The sequence below is a fragment of the Polycladomyces subterraneus genome (assembly GCF_030433435.1).
GTDB lineage: Bacteria > Bacillota > Bacilli > Thermoactinomycetales > JIR-001 > Polycladomyces > Polycladomyces subterraneus.
This window is the reverse complement of the sequence record NZ_JANRHH010000006.1, coordinates 1-11,643: the sequence shown is the minus strand read 5'-3', so window position 1 is coordinate 11,643 and position 11,643 is coordinate 1. Positions and strand designations below refer to the sequence as shown.

At 54.3% G+C, this 11,643-nt stretch carries 14 protein-coding genes; 4 read left to right on the top strand and 10 right to left on the bottom strand.

The genetic code is table 11. The annotated features are described in order from the left end of the window. The 9 genes from NWF35_RS00875 to NWF35_RS00835 all read right to left on the bottom strand — a co-directional run. Positions 1-186: SDR family NAD(P)-dependent oxidoreductase (locus tag NWF35_RS00875; RefSeq protein ID WP_301237227.1), on the bottom strand; the 186-nt coding region annotated here is incomplete at its 3' end. 11 nt (positions 187-197) lie between these two features. Further along, positions 198-980, bottom strand: coding sequence for an enoyl-CoA hydratase/isomerase family protein (locus tag NWF35_RS00870; protein ID WP_301237226.1), 783 nt, complete (start codon positions 978-980; stop codon positions 198-200). A gap of 58 nt (positions 981-1,038) precedes the next feature. Next, positions 1,039-2,100, bottom strand: a complete 1,062-nt coding sequence (locus NWF35_RS00865) for a phosphotransferase family protein (protein WP_301237225.1) — start codon at positions 2,098-2,100, stop codon at positions 1,039-1,041. After that, positions 2,090-2,848 carry a 2-phosphosulfolactate phosphatase gene (locus tag NWF35_RS00860; RefSeq protein WP_301237224.1) on the bottom strand — a complete coding sequence of 253 codons (759 nt, stop codon included), beginning with the start codon at positions 2,846-2,848 and terminating at the stop codon, positions 2,090-2,092. Before NWF35_RS00860 ends, NWF35_RS00865 begins: the two co-directional genes overlap by 11 nt. A 16-nt stretch (positions 2,849-2,864) precedes the next feature. Continuing rightward, on the bottom strand, positions 2,865-4,568 hold the full coding sequence (locus NWF35_RS00855; RefSeq protein ID WP_301237223.1) for a long-chain-fatty-acid--CoA ligase: 1,704 nt from the start codon (positions 4,566-4,568) through the stop codon (positions 2,865-2,867). A gap of 17 nt (positions 4,569-4,585) precedes the next feature. Then, a complete protein-coding gene (locus NWF35_RS00850; protein ID WP_301237222.1) occupies positions 4,586-5,341 on the bottom strand; it encodes an SDR family NAD(P)-dependent oxidoreductase in 756 nt (251 codons plus the stop codon). 72 nt (positions 5,342-5,413) lie between these two features. After that, the gene (locus NWF35_RS00845) at positions 5,414-6,412 is read right to left on the bottom strand and encodes a phosphotriesterase family protein (protein WP_301237221.1); all 999 of its coding nucleotides are present in this window, start codon (positions 6,410-6,412) and stop codon (positions 5,414-5,416) included. 34 nt (positions 6,413-6,446) lie between these two features. Continuing rightward, complete coding sequence (locus NWF35_RS00840) at positions 6,447-7,649, bottom strand: acyl-CoA dehydrogenase (protein ID WP_301237220.1); 1,203 nt, start codon at positions 7,647-7,649, stop codon at positions 6,447-6,449. A 716-nt stretch (positions 7,650-8,365) separates the two neighbouring features. Then, positions 8,366-9,832 (bottom strand): AMP-binding protein, encoded by a 1,467-nt coding sequence (locus NWF35_RS00835; protein ID WP_301237219.1) that lies wholly within the window; start codon positions 9,830-9,832, stop codon positions 8,366-8,368. On the opposite strand from NWF35_RS00835, the gene NWF35_RS00830 reads away from it, so the two are divergent. Genes NWF35_RS00830 through NWF35_RS00815 form a run of 4 tightly spaced genes read left to right on the top strand, consistent with a single transcriptional unit; the run spans position 9,771 to position 11,254 of the window. Continuing rightward, on the top strand, positions 9,771-9,911 hold the full coding sequence (locus NWF35_RS00830; protein WP_301237218.1) for a YhfT family protein: 141 nt from the start codon (positions 9,771-9,773) through the stop codon (positions 9,909-9,911). The genes NWF35_RS00835 and NWF35_RS00830 overlap by 62 nt on opposite strands. After that, a complete protein-coding gene (locus NWF35_RS00825) occupies positions 9,896-10,072 on the top strand; it encodes a hypothetical protein (RefSeq protein WP_435873794.1) in 177 nt (58 codons plus the stop codon). Before NWF35_RS00830 ends, NWF35_RS00825 begins: the two co-directional genes overlap by 16 nt. Before the next feature lie 52 nt (positions 10,073-10,124). Further along, positions 10,125-10,916: a phosphopentomutase gene (locus NWF35_RS00820; protein ID WP_301237216.1), complete on the top strand. Its 792-nt coding sequence runs from the start codon at positions 10,125-10,127 to the stop codon at positions 10,914-10,916. After that, positions 10,892-11,254, top strand: coding sequence for an alkaline phosphatase family protein (locus tag NWF35_RS00815; protein WP_301237215.1), 363 nt, complete (start codon positions 10,892-10,894; stop codon positions 11,252-11,254). Before NWF35_RS00820 ends, NWF35_RS00815 begins: the two co-directional genes overlap by 25 nt. Positions 11,255-11,455: 201 nt before the next feature. On the opposite strand, the gene NWF35_RS00810 is transcribed toward NWF35_RS00815, so the two are convergent. Continuing rightward, on the bottom strand, positions 11,456-11,643 hold a 188-nt coding region (locus tag NWF35_RS00810; RefSeq protein WP_301237214.1), incomplete at its 5' end, for a hypothetical protein.

The following is an 11,643-nucleotide window of genomic DNA, read 5'->3' as shown; positions in this document are numbered from 1 at the left end:
GTCCACCCGGGTGGCAAAGACTGTTAGCCCCTCCTTTTCCAGCTCTTCAGCAGAGGCGTGCACCCCTGCCTCATCGATATCCGTCAAGCACACCTTGGCTCCTTCTTGGGCGAAGCGCCGAGCGATCGCTTTGCCGATTCCCCGGCCGGCCCCCGTAATAAAAGCGACGCGGTCCTTCAGACGCATTTGATTCCTCCTCACTTACCAATAAAATTGGGCTTCCGTTTCTCGAAGAAAGCGGCGATTGCTTCCTTGTGATCCGCTGACCTGCCGCAAACCGCCTGGAACTCGGCTTCCCGGTTCAGAGCAGTGGCCAGGTCGCTTTCAAAACTTTGCCACAACATCTTCTTGCTCAAGCCAAGGGCCTTGGAGGGGGCTTGGGTCAAGCGCCGAGCGAAGGCTTTCGCCTCATTGACCAGATCCTCCTCCACCACCACTTTGTTGACCAACCCGATACGATACGCCTCCTCAGCACCCACCGGCTCCCCAGTCATGGTCATCTCCATCGCCCGAGCCAAACCGATCACCCGTGGAAGGAAGAAGGAGGTACCGGCATCGGGAACCAAGCCGATGTTAATAAAGGCCATACAGTATTTGGAACTGGTGGCGGCAATGCGGAAGTCGCAGGCGAGAGCGACTCCCAAACCCGCCCCGTAAACTGGGCCGTGAAGGGCGGCGACAAAGGGCTTTTCAATTTCCTGGATCCTGAGCAAGAGACGGTTGTAGGTCTTCCTGAGATACTCCCCGAGATCCACTTCCCCGGTTGCCTCCCTGATCACTTTGATGTCGGCGCCGGCGCTGAACCCCCGGCCGCTCCCCATTAGTAGGATACAGCGTACATCGGCATCCTCGGCTGCCAAGTTCACCGCTTGATAGACCTCTTCATGCATCTGCTCGTCAAAGGCATTCAGCGCCTGGGGACGGTTTAGCGTGATCGTTGCCAGCGCATCCTCTTTCTCAAAAAGGATCGTCTCAAACATGGATCATACTCCTTTCAGCCTTATTTTTTATGGCCTACACTGATTGGCATTTCCTGGTCTACAGTTTTCCTGCCCGAACCAAGCCATCAGCGTGTCTGATTAGATGGCGCACCCGCTCTCCGAAGGAGGCAAACCGCTCATCCTTCGTCTGCCCCCTTTTCCAACGGGCGTAGATCTGCTGCAGGATTACTGCCAATTTGAAATAGGCGAAGGTCATGTAAAAGTGCATGGAAGAGAGGTCGCGGCCGCTCTTTTGGGCGTATCGCTCAATAAATTCCTCCCGGGAGATAAAGCCGGGGTAGGTCGTCACCGTGGGCAGTACATGGATCAGCTCCTCGGGATCATCTGGCTGTGCCCAGTAACCTAAAGCCACAGCCAGGTCAAAGAGGGGATCGCCGATGGTGGTCATCTCCCAATCCAGCACCGCCACAGGCTTGGCCACATCCTCCGGATCCCACATCACGTTGTTCAGCTTGTAATCGTTGTGGATTACCGTCGGCTCGGGGCTCTCAGGTACGTTTTCAGATAGCCAGCGGACGAGGGGCTCCACTTCCGGGATCTCGTCGGTCTTTGCCTTGTCATACCGTGTGATCCATCCCTTTACTTGCCGCTCTAAAAATCCCGTGGGGCGGCCCATGGAAGCTAACCCCGCTTCCCGCCAGTCGATGTCATGGAGCTTCACCAAGGTGTCCACCATCGCCTCGGAAATCCGTCGGCAGAGATCCGGTGTCGGCTTCACCCCTGGAGGGAAGTCATCATCGATGACGACACCCCGTCTGTTCTCCATGACATAGAAGACTGCACCCAAGACGGAAGGATCCCGGCAAATCACATAGGGCTTCGGTGCCAGAGGGAAAACGGGATGGAGCTTCTCCAGGAGCATTGCCTCCCGTTCCATGTCGTGAGCCTTAGGCGGTAATGGGCCCAAGGGGGGGCGGCGCAGCACCGCCTCCCACTCCCCAATCCGGATGAAATAGGTCAGGTTGGAAGCTCCGGTGGGATACTGCCGCACCTCCATGGGAACATCCGCCAAGCCGTCGATGTGTTCCCTTAAGAAACGGGCCACCTTTTCCTGGTCAAACTCTTCCCCTTCCCGAACGGGAATTGTCTTATTTTCCATGTGCCTCCCTCCAATCCACTTTGTTCTGTAGCGGTACAAGCAACCCGTCTTGTAAGGTGACCAAGGTACTGCTGGCCCCTACCTCTGCCGTATAGCGAATGACATGGGTCAGCCCTTCTCGTTCAAACCACCGGCCTACTCGCCCCTTCCTCAAAAGGGAAGGGATGTCTCCCCGGTGGCTGACGCCCAATTGCTGCAGTACCAAGCTGGCATCGTCCAGATCCCATCCAGTGAGGTCCATCTCCGCCAAGATGACGGCGGCGCACAAGGTATCCTCCAGGGAAACTCGCTCCTGGGAGCCGGCACAGATCAGCCAGACGTATTCCGTCTCCACTTCCTGCAGGTAATGGGCCACCGCCGGCGCGTTGCGCAGGCAGGCGATCAACAGCTCGTCAGCCGTTTTTGCCCGGTGAATCGCCCGAGTGCCGTTAGTGGTGAGAAAGACAACATCTTTTCCTTTCACTTTTTCCGCGGGATATTCATCGGGGAAAGGGCCACAATCGAATCCATCGACCATGACGCCCCCCTCCTCTCCTCCAGTTAGGAGAAGAGGGGAGACTAGCTCATCCGCCAACTGACGTGCCTCCTCCAGGCTGCCAGCCGGCAGGATCCTGCGGGCGCCAGCCTCGATGATGGTAAGGAGCGTCGTTGTCGCCAGGAGGACATCCATGACGACAGCCGTTGCCCCCGTCAGCTTGGCGGCATCGATTTCTTCTTTTTTCAGCCAAACACGCATCTTTTTCGCCAATGGTATTCAGCTCCTGTTACGCATTTTGCTGCTTCAAAGCTTCCTTCCTCGCCTGGTCCCTGAGCTGCCGGCGAAGGAATTTGCCCGTAGCCGTCTTGGGCAATTCCTTCAGGAAGAGGATCTCCCGAGGGTACTTGTAATCCGCCATCCGCTCCTTACAGAATTGGATCAGCTCCTCTTCCGTCACCTCAAACCCTTCCTTAAGAGAAACATAAGCTCTTACCGTCTCCCCTCGGTACGGGTGGGGTACGCCGACCACCGCCGCCTCCTTCACAGCGGGATGCTGATACAGGACGTCCTCCACATCCCGAGGCCACACCTTGAAACCGGAGACGATAATCATGTCCTTTTTCCGGTCGACAACGTAAAACCAGCCCTTTTCATCCATCTTGACCACGTCTCCGGTGAGGAACCAGCGGTCGTGGAAGGCTTTTTCCGTCTCATTGGGCTTGTTCCAGTAACCGGCGATGATCATCGGGCCTCGAACGGCAAATTCTCCTTTCTCCCCGGGGGCGACCTCCTTGGAGGGGTCTGCTAGATCCACTAGCTTCGCTTCGCAGTTGGGGACGGGAATGCCCACCGACAAGGCTCCGCTATCCGGATCTACCGGCGCCCGAGCACCGAAGGGCACGGCGTGGGTGGGGGAGTTGCTCTCCGTGAGTCCGTAAATGTTGTGGATATAAATGCCAAACTTCTCCATAAACTGATCGGTGATACTGGGGGCGATGGGAGCACCACCGCTGTAGCATTTTTTCAAAGAGGAGAGATCGCACTTTTCAGCATCGGGATGGTTCATCAGGGCGATGTAGACAGTGATGGAGCCGACAGTGAAGGTGGGCCGCCACTTTTCGACGAGCCGCAGCATCTCCTTAACGTCAAAACGATGGAACAGCACCAGGGGAATTCCAGCAAGGGTTGCCACGGCAATATGGCCCACGATGCCGGTGATGTGAAACAGGGGTGCCACACCCAACACGCAGTCCTCGTCCCCCAGCTGCATCCAGGTGCGATATACCTCAGCGTTAAAAGCGATGTTCTTATGCAGGCTTTTTGCCCCCTTAGGAAGTCCCGTGGTGCCGGAGGTGTACACCAAGTAGGCGATGTCCTCTGGAGTGACCTCCTCCTGAGGGGCTTGCTGATTCAACCTCTTTTGCACCGCTTCCATCATATCGATGGTTTCAGCAAACCGCTGCTTATCAGAGTCATTGAGAAGGCTGACGGACTCCTTCATTCCCTCCGGGAGCAGGTCAGCCTCATTAGTGGTGACCACGTGTTCCACCTTAGTCATCGGCAACACTTCCTTGGCCACCGTTGCGTAGAGGGACTCCAGACAGATCAGAACCTTTGCGCCGGAGTCGTTTAAGTGGTACTCCAGCTCCTTTTCCTTGAACATCGGATTGAGAGGAACCATGATCGCGCCGCGCTTCCAGGTGCCGTACTGGGCGATGAGAAACTGGGGGTTGTTCTGCATATAGACAGCCACCCGGTCCCCTTTGCCCACCCCCTTCTCCGCCAGGAGAACGGCGAAGGCCTCCGCCATGTCATCCAGCTCCTGATAGGAGATGGAGTGATCGAAATAATGGACGGCGGCCCGGTCAGGATACCGCTTCACCGACTCTTCGAAATAACGGATCATACTCAATTTCGGCAGAGGCAGCTCCTGAGGAACGTAAGGCGCATAAGACGCAAGCCAGGGTTTGTCCGCGTTAGGAGAAGACATGTGGATCCCTCCTGTTTTCAGCGTTTAAAGGCGGCCGCCCCGTCATCCACAAACATGACGGATCCGTTGACAAAGGAAGCGTCATCACTGGCGAGAAAAGCCACCACTTTGGCCACTTCCACAGGGTTTGCCGCCCTTCCGCGCATTTGCGCTTTTTCCACCGCCTGCCAAACTTCGGAGCGTTGTTTCCACGGCTGAACAATCTCCGTATCCACCAGTCCCGGAGCGATGGCTACGACGCGGATGTTGTAGGGTGCCAGCTCCAGGGCAGCCACTTTGGTCATCATCACGACAGCGCTCTTGCTTGCATGGTAGGGAAAATGTTTACGGTCGGCGATAAAGCCGTAAATGGAAGCGGTGTTGATAATGACTCCCCCGTTTTCCTTCATAGCCTTTCCCGCCGCTTTGATCCCATAGAAAACCCCGTGCTGATTGACGTCCACTGTACGGTGATATTCCTCCACCGGTAGATCCAAAAGGGACGCACGCCGGTTGACGATACCGGCGTTGTTGAACATGATGTCCAACTTGCCGAAATGGCGGAGAGTATCCTCAACCAACGCCGTAACGCTGTCATATTGAGAAATGTCTGTCTGGAAGAAGCGGGCAATTCCCCCTTCCGCTTCAATCTCGGCCACCGTCCGCTCCCCGTTTGCCTGGTCGAGATCCGCCACGACCACCTTGGTCCCCTCACGGGCCAGCTCTTTGGCGGCAGCGCGACCGATTCCCTTTGCCCCGCCGGTGACGATCGCCACTTTTTCCTTTAATCGCATCGGTTATCCTCCGTTTTCTGCATTGGTATAGAAAGGGTGCCCCCGAATGGATAAAGGAGCAGAATGTTTCGGCTATACTTCCACCTTGGTGTGGATGCCGAACATCCGCGCCGGGTTTTTTACCATAATCTGATCGATCTGCTCCTCGGTGACCCCTTTTTCCTTCAGCTGTGGAATGATGTTGTCAAATACGTGGGTGATATTCCAATTTTCAATCAATTTTGCCAACTGCTCCGGCCAGACCGGGGGACGGCCCAACCAGACGTTCACCGTGTCATGGGAAAGGAAAATCTGCTTCTCGTAGCCTGCATTGATCAGCCCCAACAGGACAACGAGCTTCTCTGAATCCATTGGCATCCCAACAAATCCCTGGATGCCCATGCGGTCAAAGCCGACAGAACAGCCCGTCTGCAGCACGCGGATGTGGTAGCTTACATCGGTGTTCCCGTCCATGTGGCCGATGAGGATACGGCTGGGATCCGCCCCTTCGGCAACGAGGTACTCCGCTTGCTCCGGTCCCATGGTCCCTTCCTGGGTGTGGGTGATGATGGGTACCCCTGTCTCCCGTTGCGCTTTGGCTGCTGCCCGGAAGAACATCTTCTCGTAATCTGTGATGGCGTTCTTGCTGGAGGCCAGTTTGATCACGCCAGCCTTGATGCCGGTTTTACCGATCCCCTCGGTGATCTCCTTGATGAACATCTCGTAGATTTCCTGCTCCACATCTGACAGCAAACTGCGGAACTTAAAGTAGTTGGGTGCTCCCTCGCCTTCGTAGTAGTACCCGGTGGAACAGACGATGTTCACCCCCGTCCGCTCGGAAATCTCCTTTAATAATTCGGGGTTCCGGCCACAGTCGTTGGGAGTGGCATCCACGATCGTCTTCACACCGTGGGCTTTCGCCTTTTCGGCCACCTCGATCCCCGTCTGCAGGGCTGCCTCCCTGTCGAATCCCCCTAAGGTCACATCGCCGTCAAATCCGGGATAACCGAAGACAAAATGCTCATGGATCAAGGTTTTGCCCAATTCCTCCGCCACAATCGGCCCACGAACGGTGTTCACTACATTTGCCATATTCAACCCTCTCCTTTTTAGGAATGTGTCCTCTTCACTCGCCACTGAGCTCCAGGCGGGCTATGGCCCGGCGGTGCACCTCATCGGGCCCGTCGGCCAAACGCAGGGTGCGGGCATTGGCCCACATGAAGGCGAGGGGAAAATCTTCACTGACACCGGCTGCACCGAAGGCTTGAATGGCACGATCGATGACCTTGAGGGCCATGTTGGGAGCGACTACTTTGATCATGGCGATCTCCTTTTTCGCCACTTTGTTGCCCACAGTATCCATCATATACGCTGCTTTCAGCGTCAACAGGCGGGCTTGTTCAATCTCGATCCGGGAATCGGCGATCCACTCCCGAATCACCCCTTGCTCTGACAAGGGCTTGCCGAATGCCACCCGCTCTTTGACGCGGCGAACCATCAGTTCCAAGGCGCGCTCCGCTGCCCCGATCAGACGCATGCAGTGGTGGATCCGCCCTGGCCCCAAGCGACCCTGGGCGATGGCAAACCCCTTGCCTTCACCCCAGATGATGTTGGAGGCCGGCACGCGCACGTTGTCATAAGTGATCTCCGCATGTCCGTGGGGGGCGTCATCGTAACCAAACACCGGCAACATCCGCTCGATGCGCACTCCCGGGGTGTCCAGGGGGACGATGATCATGGAATGCTGTTGGTGCTTGGGCGCATCAGGATTGCTCTTGCCCATCACGATGGCCACTTTGCACCGGGGGTCGCCGGCACCGGAGGACCACCACTTTCGCCCGTTGATCACATACTCGTCTCCGTCACGCCGGATGGTGGTCTGGATGTTGGTGGCATCTGAAGAGGCCACATCTGGCTCCGTCATGGAAAAGCACGAACGGATCTCCCCGTTTAACAGGGGGATGAGCCACTTCTCCTTCTGCTCCTCGGTCCCATAGCGCTCCAAGACCTCCATGTTGCCCGTGTCCGGGGCGGAGCAGTTAAACACCTCGGGGGCGATGGGGGAGCGGCCCATGATCTCGCACAGAGGGGCGTACTCCAGGTTTTTTAAACCCGCCCCTTTGTCGCTCTCCGGCAGAAACAGGTTCCACAGTCCGGCCTCCTTTGCCTTCGCCTTCATCTCCTCCATCACCGGCGGGACGACCCACCGCGTGGGGCTCTCCCGCAGCTGTTCCACATAGATCCGTTCTGCCGGGTACACCACCTCCTCCATAAAGCGAAGCAACCGTTCTTGATACTCCTTCACCCGATCGGAATACGCGAAGTCCATAAGTCTCCATCCCTTTCTTCCATGGTTTACCGATCCTGCAGCTCCGCCAGAGAATCTTTCCGCTTCCGACAGGGAAGTTCGCGGATCTTTAAAGGCAGCCATCCACTCCTTCACCCGTCAGAAAAAAGGAAGAGGTTTGAAAAATAGATGTGGGGACTCACATGGTCGTTCACCCAAATATATAAGCAAGATGAATGCCAGTCTATTTACAGCGTACCAAGGCAGTGCGAACAGAAAATTGTGTCAAATATACACAAAAAAGCGTCCCATCAATGGTGGGACAGGAAAACCGAGCGGTTAAGGACAGTGCTGTGTTTCCATCAAGTGTTTCTAATGGAAACAGATAGTGTTTACAAACATCAACACTTACAGCGGAGAACAACAGGGTTGCCCTTGATCCGTGTGATAGATAGTGAGAGTAGAAAACGGTGAAGAAATCTATGGAGCTAATCTGCTTGGTTTAAACTATTGGCGGCCATGTGGCCGAAATACCGGGACCGACGTTGGTACTTTCAAGCTTGTACAAGGCAACTTGTCAGCAGATTAGGGTGAGGCCGTTGATCTACGTCAGAACTGTGCCTGTCACGTCACCGCCCACAGTCAAATAGACAACGTCCCCGTCGGGGCAAGCTTCGGCCAAAAGGGCACGTTAGACTTGGGTCGTTCATACGCCCATACATGTCAACGCGAAGCGACGGATTAGCCATTTTGTTCTTTCAATACCCTTCGCAACATTTTTCCAGTACCTGTGACGGGAAGGGAGTCACGAAACTCGACGAGACGGGGGTATTTGTAAACCGACTCCAGGATATGATGTCCTCTTCCGTCACTTTTCCTTTGTACTCCGGCTTAAGCACGATAAACGCCTTGACTGATTCGCCCCGAACGGGGTCCGGGACGCCGATAACCGCCACTTGAGCCACAGCCGGATGGCGCACGATCCACTGTTCCACTTCCTCAGGGAACACGCTGTAACCCGAACACTTGATCATTTCCTTCACACGTCCCAGAAAATAGAGATACCCTTCCTCGTCAAGTTTTCCGATGTCTCCGGTATACACCCATCCGTCCCGGAGAGTCTCCGCTGTCGCCTCCGGCTTGTTGAAGTATCCCTTAAACACCCCAGGGTTTTTGACGACGATTTCACCCTCTTCACCCGGAGGCAATTCCCGCCTTGGTTCTTCCAGAGAGAGAATTTTGATTTCCGTTTCGAAGGTCGGTTTTCCCGTTGTACCGTATTTGATACGGTCCGGCGGCATGATGGCATCCACTGTATGAGTTTCGCTGAGTCCGTATGCTGCTTCAAAAAGAGGAACACCAGTCAATTGCTGCCATTGATCGGAAATTTCCTTCGTCAATTGGATGCCGAAACTGGTGCACGGGTTCAGCCGCAGGGAGGACCAATCCACGGTTCGGGCTCGAGGATGGTTCATAATCGCCACATTCATCGGCACGATAGTATACATTACGTTCACCCGGTAGCGTTCGACGACCTCCATGAGGGCTTCGGGGGTGTAGCGGGTCATCAGGACGGTGGTTCCCCCGGTGTAGATCGGTACATTGACGCCATTGAGCATCCCGGCGATGTGGAAAATCGGCATGACGGCGAGGGACACGTCCTCCTGCTGATAACCGAAGGTCCGGGTGAGACAGTCCGTCTTAAACTGGGCGTTCCGGTAGGTGAGCATCGCTCCCTTCGGGAGGCCCGTCGTGCCGGATGTATAGACGATGAGGGAGACGTCTCCCATGCTTACTTCTACTTCGGGCGCCGAAGCGGGGTAGGTACGCAGAATCTCCGCCAGATCGTCGGTCTCGGGTAACCGTTCTCGACCGCCGACCGGCTCCGGAAATGCCAGAACGGGCCGTTCGGGCAGAAAATCAGCGTAGCGGGTGACGACCACCCGTTCCAGAGAAGTTTTCTCCCGGATCGCTGCGACCACCGGGTACAAGGAGTCCAAAGTTACGATGACCTTGGCACCGAGGTCGTTGACCTCGTACTCCAGCTCCCATTCTTTGAACATCGGGCTGCAGGGTCCCACGATCGCCCCAATCTTTTGAACGCCATAATGACAGATGATGTATTGAGGACAGTTTTGCAGAAAGAGGGCCACCCGGTCACCTTTGATGGCCGGTGACCCTATTTCGTTGAACTTAGTAAAACAAGGGAACCTTTCAGCTGCCATCATGACTTCATTGGCTCGTGCGATCAGCTTCATCCCACTGGTTGCAACGACAGATCACACAGCATTGACTACTATATAGGCTTAGATCAAAATCTAACCATTGGTGATACAGTGATCATGGCTTTTCGTACGCAAGTGTTTGTCACTCGCAGCGATGTGGCTGTGGTGAAGGGCTTATCCAGCGGAAAACCGGAACTTGTCGGGATCTATGACAGCTTAGGTAAAGAGATAAGCAGGTGATCACGTGGGAAGATTTATCATTGTCGTTCTGGATAGCTTGGGAATCGGGTATATGGATGACGTTCCCGAAGTCCGTCCGCAAGATGTTGGTGCCAATACATGTAAACATATTCTTGAAGCCCGGACAGATATATACTTGCCGAATTTAGAGAAATTGGGAATCATGAACGCGCTCGGTAAAGAAGTGGGCAACATGCGCTTTTCTGAGAGAGCTGTTTACGGCAGTTCCGATTTGATGCATTTTGGCGGCGATACCTTTTTCGGTCATCAAGAAATAATGGGAACCCCTCCCAAAAAGCCGCTGATTCAGCCTTTTAACGAAGTGATTGATCAAGTGTTTATTGCCTTGAAAAAGCAAGGATATGAGATTGAGTATGTCGGAGGCAATCTTCAAATCCTGGTGGTCAACAACTGCGTGACCGTTGGAGATAACTTGGAGGCAGATCCCGGACAGGTTTATAATATCACGGGATGTTTGGATAGGATTGATTTTGAAGAAATCACATCGATCGGCAATGTAGTCCGAAATGTGGTGAAAGTCTCTCGTGTCATTGCTTTCGGTGGCAATGATGTCACGATCGGGGACGTGCTGGCAGCCCGGAAAGAAATCGCGGGATACACTGGCATTGACACACCTCAATCAGGAGTGTACAACAAGGGGTATCAAGTCATTCACTTGGGATATGGAATTGATCCTAGGGTACAGGTACCCACGATCCTCGGCAAACAAGGCATCCCAGTAGTTCTGCTGGGCAAAGTGGCGGATATCGTACAAAATCGTGATGGCACAATGAGAAAACCATTGAACAAGTGCGTGCCATGCACCATGGTTTTATTTGCTTAAATATTCAAGAAACAGATCTTGCTGGTCATGCCGAAGATGTGGATCGATATGTCGACCGCTTACAAGTATCTGATCATTATCTAGGAAAGTTAATGGAAGAATTGACCGAAGATGATATCCTGATCGTGATGGCTGACCACGGAAACGATCCGACCATCGGCCACAGCAATCATACACGGGAAAAAGTGCCCATTTTGGTATACAAAAAAGGCCTGCTTTCGCGTACCATCGGACATCGCAAAACCATGTCGGATGTGGGAGCTACAGCTGTTCAATATTTCGGTGCCGAAAAAACACAGAACGGTGAATCATTCTTACACTTGCTGAAAAATGAATGAGTTAGGGAGTGTCATGAACAACACTCCCTTATTTTATGAAGCAAAAAGCAAAAAAGCTAAGATCCATAAACGGGAAGCACACGCTAAGGACCTCGGTTATCCAAAAAATCGCGTTACCCTTCCTTACTGTCACTGCGAATGATAGTACTGGCTTCAGTTTGTAGGACTCTCCCTCTGGAGAGAACGGTTTTCATTTCCACATCAACCCCAGAATGTCTGTGCCCACTCGGACGAATCGATACCCTTGGTCACCTTGTCCACTCCCCCCATCTTATCGGGGATGCTGTGGACCAACAGACTGACTCCCCCGCATTTTGATAGCCAGAACATTCCACATGCGGCTTCCGATGATGAGAGCGATGTCTTGAGCCATCGCCTGCGTTTTTCTA